Annotated in this window: 20 protein-coding genes; 5 read left to right on the top strand and 15 right to left on the bottom strand. The window is 73.3% G+C overall.

Annotated features, from left to right (window positions below):
• Positions 1–242: 242 nt before the first annotated feature.
• Positions 243–1,709, bottom strand: a complete 1,467-nt coding sequence (locus tag AC4OR8_RS04325) for a hypothetical protein (RefSeq protein WP_492164340.1) — start codon at positions 1,707–1,709, stop codon at positions 243–245.
• A gap of 109 nt (positions 1,710–1,818) precedes the next feature.
• On the opposite strand from AC4OR8_RS04325, the gene pgm reads away from it, so the two are divergent.
• On the top strand, positions 1,819–3,459 hold the full coding sequence (gene pgm / locus AC4OR8_RS04320; protein WP_492164339.1) for a phosphoglucomutase (alpha-D-glucose-1,6-bisphosphate-dependent): 1,641 nt from the start codon (positions 1,819–1,821) through the stop codon (positions 3,457–3,459).
• A gap of 131 nt (positions 3,460–3,590) precedes the next feature.
• Here the strand turns inward: pgm and AC4OR8_RS04315 are convergent, their stop codons facing one another.
• The 4 genes from AC4OR8_RS04315 to AC4OR8_RS04300 all read right to left on the bottom strand — a co-directional run bounded on the left by AC4OR8_RS04315 (position 3,591) and on the right by AC4OR8_RS04300 (position 7,044).
• Positions 3,591–4,397 (bottom strand): carbohydrate ABC transporter permease, encoded by an 807-nt coding sequence (locus AC4OR8_RS04315; RefSeq protein ID WP_492164338.1) that lies wholly within the window; start codon positions 4,395–4,397, stop codon positions 3,591–3,593.
• Positions 4,394–5,356, bottom strand: coding sequence for a carbohydrate ABC transporter permease (locus tag AC4OR8_RS04310; protein WP_492164337.1), 963 nt, complete (start codon positions 5,354–5,356; stop codon positions 4,394–4,396). Before AC4OR8_RS04310 ends, AC4OR8_RS04315 begins: the two co-directional genes overlap by 4 nt.
• Positions 5,356–6,663, bottom strand: coding sequence for an extracellular solute-binding protein (locus AC4OR8_RS04305; RefSeq protein ID WP_492164336.1), 1,308 nt, complete (start codon positions 6,661–6,663; stop codon positions 5,356–5,358). Before AC4OR8_RS04305 ends, AC4OR8_RS04310 begins: the two co-directional genes overlap by 1 nt.
• A gap of 132 nt (positions 6,664–6,795) precedes the next feature.
• Entirely contained in the window at positions 6,796–7,044 is a 249-nt protein-coding gene (locus tag AC4OR8_RS04300) for a hypothetical protein (RefSeq protein WP_492164335.1), read from the bottom strand.
• A 139-nt stretch (positions 7,045–7,183) separates the two neighbouring features.
• On the opposite strand from AC4OR8_RS04300, the gene AC4OR8_RS04295 reads away from it, so the two are divergent.
• Genes AC4OR8_RS04295 through AC4OR8_RS04280 form a run of 4 tightly spaced genes read left to right on the top strand, consistent with a single transcriptional unit; the run spans position 7,184 to position 10,626 of the window.
• Entirely contained in the window at positions 7,184–8,116 is a 933-nt protein-coding gene (locus AC4OR8_RS04295) for an ABC transporter ATP-binding protein (protein WP_492164334.1), read from the top strand.
• Positions 8,100–9,002, top strand: a complete 903-nt coding sequence (locus AC4OR8_RS04290; protein ID WP_492164333.1) for an ABC transporter permease — start codon at positions 8,100–8,102, stop codon at positions 9,000–9,002. Before AC4OR8_RS04295 ends, AC4OR8_RS04290 begins: the two co-directional genes overlap by 17 nt.
• Complete coding sequence (locus AC4OR8_RS04285; protein WP_492164332.1) at positions 8,999–9,913, top strand: ABC transporter ATP-binding protein; 915 nt, start codon at positions 8,999–9,001, stop codon at positions 9,911–9,913. The genes AC4OR8_RS04290 and AC4OR8_RS04285 overlap by 4 nt, the downstream gene beginning before the upstream one ends.
• Positions 9,910–10,626, top strand: a complete 717-nt coding sequence (locus tag AC4OR8_RS04280; RefSeq protein ID WP_492164331.1) for an ABC transporter permease — start codon at positions 9,910–9,912, stop codon at positions 10,624–10,626. The genes AC4OR8_RS04285 and AC4OR8_RS04280 overlap by 4 nt, the downstream gene beginning before the upstream one ends.
• A 239-nt stretch (positions 10,627–10,865) precedes the next feature.
• Here AC4OR8_RS04280 and mmuM read toward each other — a convergent pair whose 3' ends face one another.
• The 10 genes from mmuM to AC4OR8_RS04230 all read right to left on the bottom strand — a co-directional run bounded on the left by mmuM (position 10,866) and on the right by AC4OR8_RS04230 (position 20,166).
• Positions 10,866–11,771 (bottom strand): homocysteine S-methyltransferase, encoded by a 906-nt coding sequence (gene mmuM / locus AC4OR8_RS04275; protein WP_492164330.1) that lies wholly within the window; start codon positions 11,769–11,771, stop codon positions 10,866–10,868.
• Positions 11,772–11,848: 77 nt separating this feature from the next.
• Positions 11,849–12,820, bottom strand: coding sequence for a YihY/virulence factor BrkB family protein (locus AC4OR8_RS04270; protein ID WP_492164329.1), 972 nt, complete (start codon positions 12,818–12,820; stop codon positions 11,849–11,851).
• Between the two features lie 182 nt (positions 12,821–13,002).
• A complete protein-coding gene (locus tag AC4OR8_RS04265) occupies positions 13,003–14,382 on the bottom strand; it encodes an FAD-dependent oxidoreductase (RefSeq protein ID WP_492164328.1) in 1,380 nt (459 codons plus the stop codon).
• Positions 14,379–15,047: a hypothetical protein gene (locus AC4OR8_RS04260; RefSeq protein WP_492164327.1), complete on the bottom strand. Its 669-nt coding sequence runs from the start codon at positions 15,045–15,047 to the stop codon at positions 14,379–14,381. The genes AC4OR8_RS04265 and AC4OR8_RS04260 overlap by 4 nt, the downstream gene beginning before the upstream one ends.
• A gap of 4 nt (positions 15,048–15,051) precedes the next feature.
• Positions 15,052–15,369 (bottom strand): muconolactone Delta-isomerase, encoded by a 318-nt coding sequence (locus AC4OR8_RS04255; RefSeq protein ID WP_492164326.1) that lies wholly within the window; start codon positions 15,367–15,369, stop codon positions 15,052–15,054.
• 10 nt (positions 15,370–15,379) lie between these two features.
• A complete protein-coding gene (locus AC4OR8_RS04250; RefSeq protein WP_492164325.1) occupies positions 15,380–16,138 on the bottom strand; it encodes an ABC transporter ATP-binding protein in 759 nt (252 codons plus the stop codon).
• The gene (locus AC4OR8_RS04245) at positions 16,135–16,854 is read right to left on the bottom strand and encodes an ABC transporter ATP-binding protein (protein WP_492164324.1); all 720 of its coding nucleotides are present in this window, start codon (positions 16,852–16,854) and stop codon (positions 16,135–16,137) included. Before AC4OR8_RS04245 ends, AC4OR8_RS04250 begins: the two co-directional genes overlap by 4 nt.
• The gene (locus AC4OR8_RS04240; RefSeq protein WP_492164323.1) at positions 16,851–17,906 is read right to left on the bottom strand and encodes a branched-chain amino acid ABC transporter permease; all 1,056 of its coding nucleotides are present in this window, start codon (positions 17,904–17,906) and stop codon (positions 16,851–16,853) included. The genes AC4OR8_RS04245 and AC4OR8_RS04240 overlap by 4 nt, the downstream gene beginning before the upstream one ends.
• On the bottom strand, positions 17,903–18,919 hold the full coding sequence (locus tag AC4OR8_RS04235) for a branched-chain amino acid ABC transporter permease (RefSeq protein ID WP_492164322.1): 1,017 nt from the start codon (positions 18,917–18,919) through the stop codon (positions 17,903–17,905). The genes AC4OR8_RS04240 and AC4OR8_RS04235 overlap by 4 nt, the downstream gene beginning before the upstream one ends.
• A gap of 29 nt (positions 18,920–18,948) precedes the next feature.
• On the bottom strand, positions 18,949–20,166 hold the full coding sequence (locus AC4OR8_RS04230) for an ABC transporter substrate-binding protein (RefSeq protein WP_492164321.1): 1,218 nt from the start codon (positions 20,164–20,166) through the stop codon (positions 18,949–18,951).
• Positions 20,167–20,303: the final 137 nt, after the last annotated feature.

Below are 20,303 nucleotides of genomic sequence, written 5' to 3'. Positions count from 1 at the left end.
GGGTCGACGCCTCGCACGACGCACCAGCGTCGGCTGCGGAGGTCTCGACGACGCTCGTCGCTGGCGCTCCTCCCTGCTCGACCGACGGGCGGACACACCGGGGCTCGAGCCGGCCGCTCCTCCCTGCTCGACCGACGGGCGGACACACCGGGGCTCGAGCCGGCCGCTCCTCCCTGCTCGACCGACGGGCGGACACACCGGGGCTCGAGCCGGCGCTCCTCCCTGCTCGACCGACGGGACGCTCAGTCGCCGTCGCGCACGCGCACGACGCCGCCGCGGGTGCCGACGTACGCCGCGCCGGCGGGGTCGAGGGCGACCGGGGAGCCGGTGGGGTCGGCGGGGTCGGCCAGCGGGCCGAGCCCCAGACGCACGCCGAACGCGGTGCGGCCGGTGGCGGCGTCGAGGGCGGTGAGGTACCAGCCGTCGGCGCCCCAAGGGCTGCGCCGCTTGGTGGCGGCGTAGACCAGCCCGGTGACCGGCGAGACGGTGACCCCGCCCGACGGCGCGACCAGGTCGCTCGACCAGCGCTCCACGCACTCGCCGCCGTCGACGTCGACGCGCACCACCCCGCCGGCGGGGGCGCGGCCCAGCAGCGTGGGCGCCCACCCGGCCGAGCCCGCGGTGTTGGCGACGACCACGCCGCGGCCCACCGAGGCCAGCGGTCCGCGGGTGGCGCTGGCGCCGTCGGCGAAGAGCGCCGCGGTGCAGACCTCGCGCCCGCGCGCGGCGTCGAGCACGACGAGGTGGGCGCGCGGCTCGGCGTTGTCGGTGAGGGCGAGCAGCCCGCCGTCGAGCAGCACCGGCGGGGTGCCGCTGCCCTGGTCGGGCTGGCCCGACTTGGTCGCTTCGCCGCGGTCGTAGGCCGCGCGCCACTCCACCACGGGGCGGCCGCGGCGCAGCACCACGCGGTAGGCCGCGGCGGTCGAGACGACGTACACGTCGCGGCCGTCCACCAGCGGCGCCTGGCCGACGGTCTCGCCGAGGTCGAGGGTGCGCACGGCTCCGTCGACGGCGACGACGCCCACCCGTCCGTCGCGGGTCACGAACCACAGCCGCGCGCCCTGGGCGGCCGCGGCCACCAGGCAGTCGCCCTCGGGCACCTGTCCCGACACGTCCACCGCCCGCGTCACCTCCAGCGCGTCGCCGACCACCGCCACGTCGAGCACCCGCCGCCCGGGCGTCGGCACCACCGCGCGGTCGCCGCTCACGCCGTACGCCGACGCGCAGGCCCACCCGCCGTCGGCGACCGGCTCGCCGAGGTCGAGGGTGTTGCGGGAGCGCAGCGAGCCGGCGTCGAGCAGCCGCAGCGTGGTGCCGCAGCGCGCGAGCACCCCGTCGCCCGCGGCCTGCACGCCCCAGCAGCGCCCGAACCACGACGACTCGACCGACGGCGACTCCCCGCGCGGGCCCGGTCGGCCGGCGAGCCCGGGCAGCGGCTCGGCGCTGACGGGGCGCCCGACGTAGCCCGGGGTGACCAGCGCACCGGGGCCCGGCGGCACCGGCAGCCACCCGTCGGGCACCACCACGAGCACCCCGGCCAGGGCCAGGGCGCCCGCCGCCGTCACCACGACGCCCTGCCGGGTGGGTCGCCACCACGCCCGCACGCGCGGGTGGGCCAGCGAGGCCAGGGCCAGCAGCAGCACCCACGGGCCGAGCGCGAAGCAGGCCACGGCGAGCGCGAGGAGCGCGGCGGGGCGGGCGTGAGGCACGGGGTCAGCAGCCTGCGGGCGTGGGGCCCGTGTGACTGGAGTGACGCATGTCGTAATCGTAGGCCGGTCGCGGTACCGCCGCTGCGCTTTGCCCGCCATGATGTCGCCCATGAGCCACCCCCGTGCCGGACAGCCCGCCGAGCCCGCCGACCTCGTCGACGTCGCCCACCTCGTCACGGCGTACTACACCGGGGTGCCCGATCCCGACGACGTCGACCAGCAGGTCGCCTTCGGCACCAGCGGCCACCGCGGCTCGTCGCTGCGCACGTCGTTCAACGAGACCCACATCCTGGCCACCACCCAGGCCATCTGCGACCACCGCCGCGAGCAGGGCTACGACGGCCCGCTGTTCGTCGGCCGCGACACCCACGGCCTCTCCGAGCCGGCCTGGGCCACCGCGCTCGAGGTGCTCGCCGCCAACGACGTCACCGTGCTCGTCGACGACCGCGACGGCTACACCCCCACGCCCGCGGTGTCCCACGCGATCCTGCGGGCCAACGGCGGCCGCACGACCGGTCCCGGGCTGGCCGACGGCATCGTGGTGACCCCGTCGCACAACCCGCCGGCCGACGGCGGCTTCAAGTACAACCCGCCCCACGGCGGCCCGGCCGACTCCGACGCCACCAAGGCCATCGCCGCGCGGGCGAACGCGCTGATCGCCGGCGGCCTCGCGGAAGTGCGGCGGATCCCGTTCGCCCGCGCGCGGGCCGCGGCCGCGCCGTACGACTTCCTCGGCAGCTACGTCGACGACCTGCCCCAGGTGGTCGACCTCGACGCCGTGCGCGCGGCCGGGGTGCGCATCGGCGCCGACCCGCTCGGTGGCGCCGCGGTGCACTACTGGGGCGAGATCGCCGAGCGCCACGGCCTCGACCTCACGGTGGTCAACCCGCTGGTCGACCCGACGTGGCGCTTCATGACCCTCGACTGGGACGGCAAGATCCGGATGGACTGCTCCTCGCCGTCGGCGATGGCCTCCCTGGTCGCCCGGGCCGCGGAGTTCGACATCGCCACCGGCAACGACGCCGACGCCGACCGGCACGGCATCGTCACCCCCGACGCCGGGCTGATGAACCCCAACCACTTCCTCGCCGTCGCGATCGGCCACCTCTTCGACGGTGCCCGCCCGGACTGGCCCGCAGCGGCGCGCATCGGCAAGACGCTGGTGTCGTCGTCGATGATCGACCGGGTCGCCGCCTCGATCGGCGCCCCGCTGGTGGAGGTGCCGGTCGGGTTCAAGTGGTTCGTGCCGGGCCTGCTCGACGGGTCGTTCGGCTTCGGCGGCGAGGAGTCGGCCGGCGCGTCGTTCCTGCGTCGCGACGGCTCGCCCTGGACCACCGACAAGGACGGACTGCTGCTCTGCCTGCTCGGCGCGGAGATCCTGGCCGTCACCGGCGAGACCCCCTCGCAGCGCTACGCCGCGCTGGTCGCCGAGCACGGCGACCCGGCGTACGCCCGCGTGGACGCCCCGGCCACCCGCGAGGAGAAGGCCGCGCTGGCCGCGCTCACCCCCGACGCCGTCACCGCCACGACCCTGGCCGGCGAGCCGATCACCGCCCGGCTCACCGAGGCCCCGGGCAACGGCGCCGCGATCGGCGGGCTCAAGGTGACCACGGAGTCGGCGTGGTTCGCCGCCCGCCCGTCCGGCACCGAGGACGTCTACAAGATCTACGCCGAGTCGTTCCAGGGCCCCGACCACCTCGCGCAGGTGCAGGCCGAGGCCCGCGACGTGGTCGCCGCTGCGCTGGGCTGAGGGGGGCGGGCGGTTTCCCCGGCCGGCCGGGGAAACCGGCACATGGTGGCCGAAATTTCAGGCACCATGTGGCAGTTTTCGCCTCCCAGTACGACGCCGCCGCCGCCGCGACAGGTGCGACCCGCAGCGGGCTACTTGATCCCGCTTCTGGTCAGGCCCTCCACGAACGAGCGCTGCAGGAACAGGAACAGCACGACGAGCGGCAGGCTGGCCAGCAGCGCCATCGCCATCAGCCCGCCGTAGTTCTGGTCGAACTGGCCCTGCAGGAAGCGCAGGGCCACCGGCAGCGTGTAGAGGTCGGGGTTCTTCAGCGTGATCAGCGGCCACAGGAACTCGTTCCACTGGCCCATGAACGCCAGCAGCACCATCACCGCGATCAGCGGGCGCGAGAGCGGCAGCACGATGCTGGCGAAGATGCGCAGGTTGCCGGCGCCGTCGATGCGCGCGGCCTCGAGCAGCTCGTCGGGGATCGACAGCATGAACTGGCGGGCCAGGAAGATGCCGAGCGCGGTGGACGCCGAGGGCAGGATCACCGCCCAGAACGTGCCGTACAGGCCCAGGCCGGAGACCACCCGGAACTGCGGGATCATGATCGCCTGCGCCGGGATCATCAGCGTGCTGAGGACCAGCAGGAACAGCAGCGAGCGGCCGGCGAAGCGCACCTTGGCCAACGCGTAGCCGGTGAACAGGTTGACCGTCACCGACAGCACGGTGGTGATGCCCGCGACCGTGAGGGAGTTGGTGAACCACAGCCCGATCGGGAAACGGTCGAAGAGGTCGGTGAAGTTCACGACCGTCGGGTCCTGCGGCCACAGGTGGGTGCCGGAGGAGAAGAGCTCCGAGCGCGGCGTGAACGCCACGACCACCATGCAGTAGACGGGGAACACCATCACCAGCGCGACCAGGGTGCACACCAGCACCCGCACCGGCCGGCTCACGCCGGGCCCTGCACGTCGTCGCGGCGCAGCCTCAGCTGCAGCAGGGTGAGCAGCAGGGTCAGCACGAACAGCACGACGCCGAGGGTGGAGCCGTAGCCGTAGAGGTTGGCCGGGCCGAAGCCGCGGTCGTAGGCGTAGGTCACCAGCATCGAGGTGTCGTAGCCCGGGCCGCCGTTGGTCATCACGTAGACGACGTCGAAGATCTGGAACGACCAGATCACGTTGACCACCAGCAGGAAGAACGTCGTGGGCCGCACCGTCGGCACGGTGACCTGCGTGAAGCGCTGCCAGGGCCCGGCGCCGTCGAGGGCGGCGGCCTCGTGCAGCTCGCCCGGCACGTCCTGCAGGGCCGCGAGGTAGACGACCATCGCGAAGCCGACGCGGGTCCACAGCGTCATCAGCACCAGCGAGGCCATCGCCAGCGTCCCGTTGGTCTGCCACGGCAGGTCGCCGAGGCCGACCGAGCGCAGCACGCCGTTGGCGATGCCGACGCCCTCGCCGAACATCAGCAGGCCGATCAGCGAGGTCACCAGGCCGCTGATCACGATCGGCAGCACGATGATCGTGCGGAACAGCCCACGCCCCGGCAGCGCCTTGTCGAGCAGCACGGCCAGGCCCAGGCCGATCGCCACGCTGGTCGGCACGGTGACGGCGGTGAAGACCACGGTGTTGAGCAGCGTGCGCCAGAAGACCGGGTCGGCGACCAGCGTGCGGTAGTTGCCCAGGCCCACCCAGGTGGCCGGCCCGAACGAGCCGACCTCTTGGAACGACAGCACGAACGCCCAGCCCAGCGGCACGAACAGGAACAGGACCAGCAGCACCAGGTTGGGCGCGACGAACGCCCAGCCGGTGACCTGGTCGGCCCAGCGCCGCCGCGGGCGGCCGGGTGCGGCGGGCGTCGTACGCCCCGAGCCCGGGGCCGGGCCCGCTGCCGGACCCACCGGGTGAGCCGTGGCCATCAGTCCGAGGCCGCCGTGATGCCGTCCGCGATGTTCTGCAGGGTCTCCTCGGCGTCCTGGCGACCACGGAAGGCCAGCTCGAGCTGGTCCTGCAGCAGGGTGTTGACCTGGCCGAAGTACGGCACGGTCACCTGGGCGACGTCCTCGGCGGTCAGCGTCGTCGACTGGTCGACGTAGACCGGCATCAGGTCGGGGCGCACGGCGAAGTCGAGGGTCTCCTCGGCCAGCGACTGGCGCGTCGGCAGCTCGAGGGTCTCCTCGCAGAAGCTCTTCATGTTCTCGGGCTCCACCATGAACGCCAGGAACTCCGCGGCGAGGTCCTGGTTGGCGGAGTCGGCGGTCGCGACCAGCGCGTTGCCGCCGAGGTCGGAGGAGGCGCGCACGTCGCGCGGCTGGTAGGTCACCTCGTACTCGAACTTCCCGCCGATGCCCTCCTCGATGGCGGGCAGCAGGAAGTTGCCGGCGAAGGCCATCGCGACCTGCCCGGAGATGAACGCCGCGTCGGGGTAGGTGGCGGCCTTGACCGAGGTGTTCTGCGGCACCCAGCCCTTCTCGAAGAAGCTGGTGGTGAACTCCAGGGCCTTGAGGCCGGCGTCGCTGACCAGCGCCGGCGTGGTCAGGTCGTCCTCGAGCAGCCGGCCGCCGGCCTCGAAGAGCCAGGTCAGCCAGCGGAAGGCGCCGAGCTCCTGCCAGTCGTAGCAGAACGGCTTCACGTCGCCGGGCAGCGAGCCGAGCAGGCGGTCGTTGACGTCGCTGAACTGGTCCCACGTCCAGGCCGCGTCGAGCGAGGTCGGGATGCCGCTGACGCCGGCGGCGTCGAGCAGGTCGGGGCGGTAGAGCACCGCGGTGGTGTCGGTCTGCTGCGGGACGCCGAACACCTTGTCCTCGAAGCTCACGGCCTGCAGCAGCGCCGGGATGAGGTCGTCGGTGAGGGAGGAGTCGAGCGACGAGGTGAGGTCGGCCAGCACGCCGCGGCTGCTGTAGACGCCGAGGTTGCCGTAGTCGACGCGGAAGATGTCGGGCGCGGTGCCCGACTGCAGCTGGGCGTCGATGCCGGTGAACATCTCGCCGTACGGCACCACCTGCAGGTCCACCGACACGCCGCTGCGGCCGCTCTCGAAGGCCTTCGCGAGACGGGTGAACGCCGCGGCCTCCGCGTCGCTGCCCCACGTCATGAAGCGCAGCGTGCCGGCCTTGCTCTCGCCGCTCCCGGAGCCCGACCCGGTCAGCCCGGCGCAGCCGCCGAGGACCGCGGTGGCGGCGAGGCCGCCCGCACCGGACAGGAACGTACGTCGGTTCAGCGGCATGGTGGTCCTCCTGGGGCGCGGGCGGGGCCCCAGTATGTGGAGCCCCGCAGGCCGCTACCTCACCCCGCGGGGCCCGGCTCGACGCCCGGTGCGGGCCCTGCCGAGCCCCGGCGGGAGCAGTGCTGCGTGGGGTCAGCTCATCCCGGCGAGGATCGCGACGCCGAGCAGCAGGCCGACGACCGTGGCGACGATGCAGCCGATGCCGACGTACAACCCGAACGGCTTGTCGCCCTTCGAGTAGCCGACGAAGCCCAGCACGGCGCCGATCGGTCCGAGCACGATCGGCAGGACGATGAGCGCCAGCACACCGAGGACGGCGCCCACGATCGACAGGGTGCGACCCGGCTTCGTGCCGGAGGTGACGGGGGTGTGGCCGGCCATGGAGGAACCTCTCGCTTGGGCGCACGGGTGTGCACCGAGTGCAGCGACCGTGCCCGCCCCGACGCCGGTCTACGCCCACCCCTGGGGGTGAACGCGCGGCGGCGGGCCGACGGGGGTGCCGGGACGCTACGGTGTCGCCGTGGCCGTCATCGAGACCGCGGGGCTGACCAAGGCCTATCCGCGCGTCACCGCGCTCGACCGTCTCGACGTCCGCGTCGACGAGGGCGTCACCGGCCTCGTGGGCGCCAACGGCGCGGGCAAGTCGACGCTGATCAAGATCCTGCTGGGGCTGGTGCCGGCCACCAGCGGCGGCGCCCGCGTGCTGGGCCACGACGTCGCCACCGAGGGCGCCACTATCCGCGGCCTGGTGGGCTACATGCCCGAGCACGACTGCCTGCCCGCCGACGTGTCGGCCAGCGACCTGGTGGTGCACCTGGGCCAGATGTCGGGCCTGCCGTACGCCGCCGCGCGCGAGCGGGCCTCCGACGTGCTGCGCCACGTCGGACTCGCTGAGGAGCGCTACCGCCCCATCGGCGGCTACTCCACCGGCATGAAGCAGCGCGCCAAGCTCGCCCAGGCGCTGGTGCACGACCCGCGGCTGGTGCTGCTCGACGAGCCCACCAACGGCCTCGACCCCTCCGCGCGCGACGACATGCTGGCGCTGGTGCGCCGCATCGGCACCGAGTTCGGCATCGCGGTGCTGGTCACCTCCCACCTGCTCGGCGAGCTGGAGCGCGTGTGCGACCACGTCGTCGTGCTCGACGGCGGCCGGCTGCTGCAGTCGTCGGCGACCCAGGACTTCCTGCACGCCACCGGCAGCCTGCTGGTGGAGGTGCAGGGCCGCGCCGACGCCGACCGGCTGCTCGGCCAGGCGCTGCTCGACGGCGGCCACACCGCGCGTCCCGCGGGTCCCGGCCTGGTCGAGGTCGACGTGCGCGACGAGCACACCCGCGACGTCGTGCGTGACCTGGTCGTCGACCTCGGCCTCGGGCTGGTGCGGATGCAGGAGCGCCACCACCGCATCGAGGACGTCTTCCGCGAGGGAGGAGCCGGCCGTGTCCAGCCCGTCTGAGGCCCCGCGCGGGGTCATCCACGACCTCGGCTACCGCCCGTACGGCGGGCCGCGGCTCGGCGAGCGCGCCGTGGCGTGGGCGTTCTTCGTCACCGGCCTGCGCAACACCTACGGCCTGGGCCGCTCGGCGCGCTCGAAGGTGCTGCCGATGATCCTGCTGGGGCTGATGCTGCTGCCGGCGCTGATCCTGGTCGGGGTGCTGGTGCAGGCCCGCGGCCTGCTCGGCCTCGACAGCCAGATCGTGGCCTACTCCACCTACCCGCTGACCACCCAGCTGCTGGTCTCGGTGTTCGTGGCCGCCCAGGCGCCGGCGCTGATCTCGCGCGACCTGCGCTTCCGCACGCTCACGCTCTACCTGGCGCGGCCGATGCGGCGCTCGACGTACGTGCTGGTGCGGTTCGCCTCGCTGGCGGTCGCCACGTTCGTGCTGATCGGCTCCCCGCTCCTGCTGATGTACGTCGGCGGCCTGCTGGCCGACCTGCCGGTGGGCCGCGAGACCGGGCGGTTCCTCGGCGGACTCGCCGGCGCGGCGCTGCTGGCGGTGCTGCTGGCCGGGCTGGCCGCGGTGGTCGCCGCGCTGACCGTGCGCCGCGGGCTGGCGGTGGCGGCGGTCGTGGTGGTGCTGGTCGTCAGCTACACCGTGGTCACCACCGTGCAGGGCATCTCGTCTGAGACCGACAACGACCGCGTCGGCGAGGTGGCCGGGCTGTTCTCGCCCTACACGCTGGTCAACGGCGTGCAGGTGTTCCTCTTCGACTCCCCCGCCGCGACCCCCACCCCGCCCGAGGGCACCGCGATGGGGCTGCTCTACCTGGTCGCCGCGGTGCTGACCGCGCTCGGGGCGGTCGGCGCCCTGCTGCTGCGCTACCGGAAGGTCGGGGCATGAGCGAGATCCTGCTCGACCACGTGTCGCGGTGGTACCGCAACGTCGTGGCCGTCAACGACATCTCCATGACGATCGGCCCCGGCGTCACCGGTCTGCTCGGGCCCAACGGCGCCGGCAAGACGACGCTGATCGCGCTCATGTCGGGCTTCCTGGCGCCGTCGACCGGCACGGTGACCCTCGACGGCGCGCCGCTGTGGCGCAACCAGGAGGTCTACCGCCACCTCGGGCTGGTGCCGGAGCGCGAGGCGCTCTTCGACCAGCTCACCGGGCGGGCGTTCGTGGTGGCCAACGCCGAGCTGCACGGCCTGCCCGACCCCGGCGCCGCGGCGCAGCGGGCGGTGGCGCTGGTGGAGATGACCGACGCGCAGGACCGTGCGATCTCGACGTACTCGAAGGGCATGCGCCAGCGCATCAAGATGGCCTCCGCGCTCGTGCACGACCCGTCGGTGCTGCTGCTCGACGAGCCGTTCAACGGCATGGACCCGCGCCAGCGGATGCACCTGATGGAGCTGCTGCGCACGATGGGCGCCCAGGGGCGCACCGTGCTGTTCAGCTCCCACATCCTGGAGGAGGTGGAGCAGGTGGCCCGCCAGATCGAGGTGGTGGTGGCCGGTCGGCACGCCGCGTCCGGCGACTTCGGCGCCATCCGCCGGCTGATGACCGACCGTCCCAACCGCTTCGTGCTCCGCACCGGCGACGACCGGCTGCTCGCCTCGGCGCTGCTGGCGGACGCCTCGGTGCGGGGGGTGCGGCTGCGCGCCGAGGGCGGCATGGAGGTGGAGGCCGGCGACTTCGGCCGGTTCAGCGAGGTGCTCCCCCGCCTGGCCCGCACCCACGGGGTGCGCCTGCTCGAGGTCACCCCGACCGACGAGTCGCTCGAGAGCGTCTTCGCCTACCTGGTGTCGTCGTGATCTCCCCGACGATCGTGCGCCTGGCGCTGCGCAGCGTCTTCGGACGCTGGCGCGGGGTGCTGCTGTTCGTGCTGCCCGTGGTGGTGCTGGCCCTGGCCGTGCTGGTGCGGGTGCTGGTCGGCGAGGACGCCGACGCGGCGCAGGACACCCTCTACGGGCTGGGCCTGGCGGTGGTCGTCCCGCTGGTGGCGCTGCTGGCCACCTCCGGGGTGCTCGCGCCCGAGATCGACGACGGGTCGATCTCCTACCTGCTGGCCAAGCCCATCTCGCGCCACGTGATCGTGGTGAGCAAGCTGCTGGTCGCGGCGCTGTGCGTGGCGGTCTTCGCCGCGGTCCCGCTGCTGGTCGCCGGGTTCGTGCTGCTTCCGACGTCGCCGTCGCTGGCCGTCGGCTTCGCGGTGGCCGCGCTCACCGGCGGCCTCGCCTACTGCGCGCTGTTCGGCTACCTGTCGGTCGTCACCCGCCACGCGGTGGTCGTCGGGCTGATCTACCTGCTCATCTGGGAGGGCCTGCTCGGCGGCCTCCTCGACGGCATCCGCTGGGTCAGCATCACCCGCTGGTCGGCCGAGGTGGTCGACGCGATCGCCGACGTCGACCTCTCCGACGACCTGCCCCTGGCGTACGCCGCGATCGCCACGCTGGTCGTCGTCGGCGTCGGCGTGTGGGCCACCGGTCGCCGGCTGCGCGGCTTCAACCTCACCGGCGACGAGTAGCCGCTCGGGTCGCGAATGGTCCCGGTCTCCGTGGTCGAATCGGTTTCGGTGGTCGAGTGGCGCTCGCACGGTCATCGGTGGTCGAGTGCCGAGGAGCGCCAGCGACGAGGTGTATCGAGACCACGGGACGCCCGGATGCCGGATGACGCACGGTCATCGGTGGTCGAGTGCCGAGGAGCGCCAGCGACGAGGTGTATCGAGACCACGGGACGCGCGCGACGAGCCGCCCCCTCGCTACATCAACGCCGGAGCGTCGACGCCAGCTGCGCGATGTCCGCGGGTCCGACCCGGCAGCAACCGCCGATCAGGCGTGCCCCGGCGTCGACCCAGTCGGCGGCGAGCGCGAGGTCGAACGACCCCTCCCCCGCCCAGGTGTTCGACCGGGCGTCCCACGCCTCGCCGCGGTTGGGGTAGGCGACACCTGGCTTCCCCGTGACCGAGACCGCCGTCTCGACGGCGTGCAGGACGTCGGCGGGCGCGGAGCAGTTGACCCCGGCGGCGATCACCGCCGTGCTCTCGGCCAGGACCTGGTAGGCCGCGCGCAGCGGCTGGCCCGCCCGCGTCTCGCCGCCGCTGACGGAGTAGCAGAACCACGCCGGCACGCCGAGGGCGTCCAGCAGCGGCACCAGGACCTCGGCCTCGTCGAGGTCCGGGACGGTCTCGACCGCCAGGAGGTCCGGAGCCGCGGAGGCGAGGAGCTCGAGCCGTGGCGCGTGGAAGTCGCGGAGGGTGGCCGCGGAGACGCCGTACCTGCCGCGGTACTCGGAGCCGTCGGCCAACGCGGCGCCGTAGGGCCCGACCGACGCAGCGACCAGGAGCTCCCGCCCGGTCGACGCGGCGACGGCGTCCGCCGCCTCCCGGGCACGGTGGACGCTGCTCCGCACCAGTGCGGCTGCGGCCTCCTCGGAGAGTCCGGCCCGGACCAGGCCGGGGACGCTGGCCTGGTAGCTCGCCGTCGTCGCGACGTCGGCGCCCGCCTCGAAGTACGCACGGTGCACCGCGACGATCTCAGCGGGATCGTCGCGGAGCAGCCGTGCGGTCCACAGGTCGTCGGAGAGATCGCGACCTCGGTCCTCCAGGGCGTTCGACATCCCGCCGTCGAGGATGACGACCCTGTCCTCGAGGACCTCGTCGAGCACCGGCACGGGTCAAGTGTGCAGCACGTGGTCCGTGGACCGACTGGAGACCGCGCCCGAAGGCGGCGGACGGACGCAGGTCGGGCTCAGCGCTCGTCGAGGTGGGACGGCGTGCTGTCGGCGACCACCGCTCCGCGTCGGCCCAGCGGGCGCTCGGGACCGGTGGTGGAGTCGTACCCGGTCTGCCTCTCCGACTCACCGTTGACAGCCGCTCCGAGCACGATCAGCAGGACGGTGAGCCACAGCCAGAACATGCTGATCGCCACGCCGGCGAGCGAGCCGTAGGTGGTCCCGTAGGTGCCGAGGTTCTGCACGTAGGTGAACAGCGCCACGGAGGTGGCTGCCCACAGCACGGTGGCACCGACTGCTCCCCACGTCGTCCACCGCCACTGGGGATTCTTGCGGTCCGGGGCGAACCGGTAGAGGACAGCGAGCACCGTGCCCATCCCCACTGCCAGCATCGGCCAGGCCGCGATCGCGGCCGCCCCGCGCACGTAGCCGGGAGAGTCCTCGAGGGTCCGGGAGACCACGCCGGCGAGGGCGATGACCGCGCCCAGCAGGAGCGCCCCGCCGAGGACGAACAGCAGACCGAGGGAGGTCCGGCGCAGGAAGCTCCTCGTCTCGGTCTCGTGGTAGGCCACGGTCAACGCGTCGATGAGCGCCACCATCGCGGTCGTGGCGGTCCAGAGCGCCAGCGCGAGCCCGGCCAAGCCGCGCACCGTCAGCACCTCCGTCGAGGCAGTGGTGATGCTGGTCAGCTGGTCGGTGACGAGCAGCTCGACCTGCGGCGGCAGCACCTCCGCGCCCTGAGCGAGCTGGCTCATCGCCTGGGCAGGCGTGTTCAGGACGCCGTAGACCGAGAGGGCGGTCACCAGCACGGGCGCGACCGACAAGACTGCGAAGAAGGCGACCCCGGCGCTGAGGAAGGGCAGCCGAGCCTCCACCACGTGCCGCGCGGCTCGCCGCAGCAGCTGTCGCCAGCTCCGCACCGACAGCTGGGAGGGCGCGTAGGCATCCTCCGCCCCGCCGCCCGTGCGGTCGTCCACGCGTCGCGTCACCGGCTCATCATTGGCGCCAGTGGCGCGGGTGTCGATGCCAGCTACCACCGACACGAGCAAAGGCGGAGGCGCCGCACCACCGGCAACGCACTCGGCTCGCCTGGCCGGACGTCCTGAGGAGCGTCGGGTCGACGACGAGCGCAGCCGGGTGCGTACCGAGCTTTGAGGCGACGGGCCAGCCCTCAGGCGGGGACGTGCCCCGCGACGTGCTCGGCGGCGAGGAACGACAGCCCCAGCGCGGGCAGCAGCCCGTTGCCGGCGAGGTAGCCCGCGGCGCCGTGCCCGGAGATGCCCGCGGCCGCGCCGCCCGCGGCGTACAGCCCCACGATCGGCTGCTCGTCGCGCAGCACCCGCGCGTGCTCGTCGACCACGAGCCCGCCCTGGGTGTGGAAGAGCGCCGGGGTGACCGGCACCGCGCGGTAGGGCCCCGCGAGCGGCGCCTCCCAGTGGGTGCGGCCGAACGCGTCGGCGGCCTCGCCGACGGCCGCCTCGTGCGCCGCGGCCAGCGTGGCGGCCAGGGCCTCGGCGGGCAGGCCGGTCGCGGCGGCCAGGCCGGCGACGTCGTCGGCGGCGCGGTCGACGCCCGACTCGAGGGTGGCGCGGTAGTCGTCGAAGGCCAGGCACGCCAGGTGGATGCGCTCGTCGAGCACGATCCAGCCGCGCCCGCCCTCCTGCGCGCCGAGGCGGGCGGCGTACTCGGAGTAGCCGGTGGTCTCGTCGCCGAAGCGCTCACCGCGCAGGTCGACCACCACGCCGCCGTGCATCACGGTGGCCCAGCCGGCCAGCGTCGCGGCCGGGGTGAGCGCGGCGTGGCCCTGGTAGGAGTCGAGGTAGGCGGTGGCGGCGCCGAGGCGGGCGCCGATGCGCAACGCGTCACCGGTGGAGCCCTCGCTGCCGTGGTAGGTCGCGCCGGCGATCTCGGGGAGGTGCTCGCGCACCAGCGCGGTGTCGGCCCCGAAGCCGTTGGTGGCCAGCAGCACGGCCCGGGTCGGCACCCGCTCCTCGCCGTTGGGGGTCTCCACGACCACCGCGCAGACCGCGCCGGCGTCGTCGACGACCACGTCAAGCAGCCGTGCCGGCACCATCAGGTCGACGAGGTCGCTGCGACGCACCGCACGCAGCAGGTCGCCGAGCATGGCCTGCCCGGCGCGGCCCGGCACGGTGTGGCAGCGCAGCCGGGAGTGGCCGGGGTAGGAGAAGTCGGTGACCAGCGACAGCGGCAGCCCGGCCTCGTCGGCCAGCCACTCCACGAGGCGCGCGGAGACCCCGGCCAGCGCGCCGGCCAGGCGCCGGTCGGCCTCGCCGCCGGTCTTGGCCAGCACGTCGGCGACGAACGCCTCCGGGGAGTCGTCGACGCCGGCCTCGCGCTGCCAGCGGGTGCCGGCGCCGGGCACCATCGCCGTGGACATCGCGGTGTTGTTGCCGCGCGCGAAGTGCTCGTTGCGCTCCACGACCAGCACGCTCAGGCCCAGCGAGGCGGCCCGCAGCGCGGCCACCAGCCCCCCACCGGCGCCGGCGACCACCAGGTCGGGGCCGTCGGTCTCGTCGGAGTGGCCGCTCATCGGTCCTCCCCCGTCACCCGGGCGCGCACGGCGAGCAGCGCCAGCGCGGTGGCCGCGGGGTCGAGCAGGTACGGCGGGTCGGGCTGCGCGCCGACGTCGACGGCCGAGCAGGCGTTGAGCACGAAGTCGCAGTCGAGCTCGGCGACGGTGCGCTCGACCGCGGCCGCCCAGGCGGCGTCGTCGGCGATGTCGTCGACCGACAGGTCGAGCACGGCGGTGGGCGCCACCGTGGTGACGCCGTACTGCGCGAGGCGGCGGTCGAGCTCGGCGGCGATCGCGGGGTTGCGGGCGACCGCGCCGAGCCGGGCGCCCTGGCCGGCGGCGAACGCCGCGGTGAGCCGGCCCAGGCCGAGCACCGGCCGCGCCAGGCCCTCCTCGGAGCCGTGGCCGGCGTCGGCGAGCGGGTCGAGCACGCAGTCGGGCAGGTACGCGTCCCACCCGGCGGGGTCGACGGCGGCGTACCGCACCCGCAGCGCCTCCTCGCTGGCCCGCACGTCGTCGGGGGTGTCCAGGGCGCGCGGGAGGTCGGCGTCGTCACCGGGCCCGGCGTGCAGGTGCTCGAGGACGACGGTGACGCCGTCGGGCGCGAGGTCGGCGTAGCGCCGGCGACGGCGCTCGAGCTCGGCGTCGTCGACGACGATCGGGGTGATGGCGAGCAGCCTCACGGGCTCAGTCCTCCGGGTCGGGGCGCGGCGGCTCGATGCCGAGCGCGCGGGGGTCGTTGGGGTGCTCGGCCAGGGCGTGGACCTCGATGTCCATCCACGGCCACAGCGGGAGCGAGGAGAGCGCGGCGTGCAGCTCGGTGGCGTCGGCGACGTCGTACAGGCTCCAGTTGGCCCACCGGCCCGGCACCCGCCACAGCCGGCGCAGCTGGCCGGCCGCGGCCAGCTGCTGGCCGCGCTCGAGCTCGCGGGCGAAGATCTCCTCGCGCTGCTCGGGCGGCGCGTCGGGGGGCCAGACGATCTCGATGTGCACCAGGAACTCCACGGCGGTCCCCTCAGACCCCGAGGTACGCCTCGCGCACCCGCGGGTCGTCGGCGAGCTCGGCGCCGGTGCCCTCGAGCACGATCGAGCCGCTCTCGATGACGTAGGCGCGGTCGGAGATGGCGAGTGCCTGCGAGGCGTTCTGCTCCACGATCAGCACCGTCACCCCCGAGTCGCGGATGCGCCGGATGGCGGTCAGCACCTGCCCGACCAGGTTGGGCGCCAGGCCCACCGACGGCTCGTCGAGGGTGAGACAGGTGGGGCGCGCCATCATCGCCCGGCCGATGGCCAGCATCTGCTGCTGGCCGCCCGACATGGTCTCGGCGCGCTGGGTGCGGCGGGCCGCGAGGATCGGGAACAGGTCGAAGACCTCGTCGAGGGAGCCCTTCACCGTCGAGCGGGCCTTGGTGTAGGCGCCCATCTCGAGGTTCTCGATGACCTGCAGCTCGCCGAACAGCGCGCGGTCCTGGGCGACGTGCACCAGCCCGGCCCGCACGACCTGGTGGGGACGCATCTTGTGCACCGCCGCGCCGTCGAACAGGATCTCGCCGCCGGTCACCGACACCAGGCCGGCCACCGCGCGCAGCGTGGTGGTCTTGCCGGCGCCGTTGGCCCCGATCAGGGAGACGATCTCGCCGCGCCCGACGTGGAGGTCGAGGCCGTGCAGGATCTCCAGGCGGCGGTAGCCGGCGTGCAGGTCGCGCAGCCGCAGGAGCGCGTCGGCGCCCTTGTCGGGGCCCTTGTCGTGGCCCGCGTGCTTCTCGGCGCTCATGCGTAGTCCTCTCCGAGGTAGGCCTCGACGACGCGGGGGTCGGCGATGACCTCGTGGGGGTCGCCCAGGGCGAGCTCGGCGCCCTCGGCCATGACCAGCAGCCGCTCGGAGAGCGCCATCACCGCGGCCATGATGTGCTCGACGAACATCACCGTCATGCCGTCGGCGTGGATCTCGCGCAGCAGCTCGATCATCGGGGCGCGCTCGGCCGGCACCAGCCCGGCCAGCACCTCGTCGAGCAGCAGCAGCCGCGGCTCGAGCGCCAGGGTCCGGGCCAGCTCGAGGCGCTTGAGCCCGGCGGTGGGCAGGCTGCCCGACGGCGAGTGCACGTAGCGATCGAGCTGCACCCGGTCGATGACCTCCAGCGCCGCGCGGCGGGCGGCCTTGCGGGAGCGGTGCCGCCCGTGGGCGGCGATGGCGACGTTGTCGAGCACGCTCATCGACTCGAAGGGCCGCATCAGCTGGAAGGTGCGCACCAGCCCGGTGCTGGCCACCTGCGCCGGCGACCAGCCGGTGATGTCGGTGCCGTCGAAGACCACCCGTCCGCGCGTCGGCTGCAGCTGGCCCGCGAGCAGCGAGAACAGCGTGGTCTTGCCGGCGCCGTTGGGCCCGACGATGCCGAGGAACTCCCCGTCGCTGACGTCGACGTCGACGTCGCGCACGGCGGTGAGCCCGCCGAAGGTCTTGGTCAGCGACTCCACGTGCAGCAGCGTCATGAGCGGAACCGATCGCGCAGGGTGCCGTAGATGCCCTTGGGCATGAACAGCACGATGAGGACGAGCAGCGCGGCGTAGATCGCCACGTCGAGGCCGGTGACGCCCTGGAGGAACCCGAGGAACTCCGGCGGGTCGCGCAGGATCTGCGCGATCCACTCCGAGAGCGGGCCGACCACCAGGGCGCCGACCAGCGGGCCCCAGATGGTGCCGATGCCGCCGATGACGGCCGGCACGATGGCGTTGACCGAGACCGAGGAGCCGAAGGCCTGCTCGGGGCCGACGAAGAAGTAGTACTGGGTGTAGAAGGCGCCGGCCAGCGAGGTGAAGGCGCAGCTGAGCGCGACCGTGATGAGCCGGTAGCGCATCACCCGGATGCCGAGGGAGGCGGCCGCGACCTCGTCGTCGCGCACGGCCTGCACGTACTGCCCGGCGCGGGAGTTGACGAAGGCGACGGTGCCGAAGAGGCCGAGGGCCAGGATCGCCAGCGGGATCCAGTAGTAGTAGCGGCTGCCCTGCTCGAACTGCATCATCGCCCAGGAGTCCTCGGTCAGCAGCGGGACGTTGAAGCCCTCGGTGCGGCGCAGGAAGTCGAGGTTCTGCACGGCGAGCAGGAAGACCTGCGCGAAGGCGAACGTGGCCAGCGCGAAGTACGCCCCGGCGAGCCGGTAGCGCAGGCACAGGAACGCGATCAGCGTGCCGGCCGCGGCGGAGATGGCGGCCCCGACGAGCATCGAGATCCACGGCGAGACGCCGTGCTCGACCAGCAGGTAGGCGTCGGTGTAGGCCCCGATGCCGAAGAACGCGGCGTGGCCGAAGCTGAACATGCCGCCGTACCCGCTCATCAGGTTCCACCCGACGGCGAGGATCGCGAAGATCAGCGTGCGGATGGCCACCGACTGGGTCTGCTCGTCGAGCGCCAGCGGCAGCACGGCGAGCAGCGCCACCAGCACCGCGAGCGCGGCGTAGGTGCGCGAGGTGGAGGGGTCGCGCAGGCGCGGGTCGTCGGCCGACACGCTCGGGCGCTGGGGAGCCTGCTGCATCGCGGTGCTCATCGGGTGGCCCCGAAGATGCCCTGCGGGCGGAAGAACAGCACCAGCACGAACACCGCGAAGACCAGGATCAGCGAGCCGGTGCCGGGCAGGTAGAGCGCCCCGACCGTCTGCACGAGCCCGATCACCAGGCCGCCGACGACGGCGCCGGCGACGCTACCGAGCCCGCCGAGCACCACGATGACGAACGCCAGGATCGTGAACTGGTCGCCCACCGACGGCGTGAGGCTGAGGAACGGCGCCATCAGCCCGCCGGCCACGGCCACGCAGGCCGAGCCGATGCCGAAGGTGAGGGCGTAGACGCGGCGCACGTCGACGCCGACCAGCGAGGCGCCCTGGGTGTTGGCCGAGACCGCACGGATGGACAGCCCGAACGACGTGCCGCGCAGCAGGAGCGTGAGCGCTCCGGCCACCAGCAGCGCGCCCCCGAAGGCGATCAGCCGCTCGTAGGACACGATCGCGTCGAGCACCGTGACCGAGCCGGTCACCGAGCTCGGCACCCGCAGCGGACGGCCGCCGAAGATCATCAGCAGCACGTTGACGATGAGCAGCGAGAGGCCGAGCGTGATCAGCAGCGGTCCCTCCTCGTTGCCGGCCATCGTCAGCTTGTTGAGCAGGGTGGCCTGCACGAGCACGCCGAAGAGGAACATGACCGGCACCGCCAGCAGCGTGGCGACGTACACGGGGATGCCGCCGGAGGTCGACATCTCGTAGACCAGGAACATCGCCATGGTGAGCATCGCGCCCTGGGCGAAGTTGACGATGCCGAGCACGCCGAAGATCAGGGTGAGCCCGACCGAGACCAGCGCGTAGACGCCGCCGAGCAGCAGGCCGGTGGCCACCGACTGGGTGACCAGGCCCGACTCGCGGTTGCCCACGGTGTAGACGAGCACCAGCGCGAGCACGACGGTGCCGAGCACGACGAGGGGCACGGTGGGGAGCCGGTGGGTCCGGCGGCCCTGGCCGGGCACCGCGGTGGCGGCGCCCGGCCCGGGCTCGGTGGTGGTGTCGGTCATGGGCGTCCGTTCTCGACGGGGGCGGAGGCTCAGCGCTCGGTCGGGTAGACCGGGTCGCTGGTGGTGAAGTCGGCCGGGAAGACCTGCTCGACCTTGTCGTCCTGCACCTGCATGACGATCACGGTGGCGTTCTCGTTCTGCCCGGTCTCGTCGAAGGTGATGGGGCCGTCGAAGGCCAGCAGCGGGTCCTCGACCTCGATGTCGGCGATCGCGTCGCGCACGGCCTCCGGGTCGTCGGAGCCGGCCTCCTCGAGCGCCTGGGCGATCACCATGACGGCCTGGTACGACAGCATCGAGGCGGTCTCCATCGGCTTGCCGTACTCCTCCTCGAAGCGGGTGCGGATCTCGGCGACCCGGTCGTCGGTGGCGGCGTAGTGGTAGTTGGCGCTCAGCACCTGCGAGCCGGCCGGGCCGGCGTCACCGGGGAACGCGCCGTCGTCGAAGGCACCGTTGGCCACGCCGTAGACGGCGTCGACGTCGGGGCCCAGCGCCTCGATGGCCTGGGCGATAAGCAGGCTGTCGGGGTAGTAGCCGGTGACCACGATGACGTCGGGGTCGGCGGCGACCGCCTCGCGCACCTGCGTGGTGGCGTCGGTGAAGTTGGTGCCGGGGTAGGTGACCTCCTCGAGCACCTCCACGCCGTTGGCCTCGGCCTCGGCGGCGAACGCGTCGAACACGCTCTGGCCGAAGGCGCCCTCGATGTGGATGTAGGAGACCGACTCGACCGGCTCGCCGTTGGCCTCGGCCAGCTCGATGAGCGCCTGGGCGCCGTCGGTGCCCATGCTCGTGGCGTCGGGCTGGATGCGGAAGGTGTTCTGGTAGCCCTGCTGGAGGATCGTGTCGTCGACGGCCACGTCGATGACCAGCGGGACGCCGGCGCGCTCGGCGACGGCGGAGACGTTCGCGGTGACGTCGCTCTGGTAGGTGCCGACCAGGGCCACCGCGCCGTCGCTGATCAGGCGCTGGGCCTCGCTCTGGCCGCTGTCGGCGACGCCCTTGCTGTCGCCCTCGCCGAGGGTGAGCTCGGCGCCGTCGAGCGACTTGATGCCGCCGTCGGCGTTGACGTCGTCGATGGCCATCTGGGCGCCGTTGTTCATCAGAGAGCCGACACCGGCGAGGGCGCCGGTGACCGGGTGCACCGAGCCGATCATGATCTCGCCGTCGGCGCTGCCGGAGGATCCGCCGGACCCGCAGGCCGCCAGGGAGAGGGTGCCGACGGCGAGGGCCGCCACGAGGGAGTTCTTCATGGTGCTGGACCAACCTTTCGTGCCTGCGGCACAGTGTGCGTTCCCCTGGAGGGAACGATGGTCTGGACTAGCCGTTCCGCTGAGCGGAGTGGTGCGGGGCACCCGAACTGCCCTTTGCCGACGTGTCAGCGAGTATG

This window comes from Nocardioides sp. FY1077, from assembly GCF_058681775.1.
This window is presented reverse-complemented; position numbering and strand designations above follow the sequence as displayed.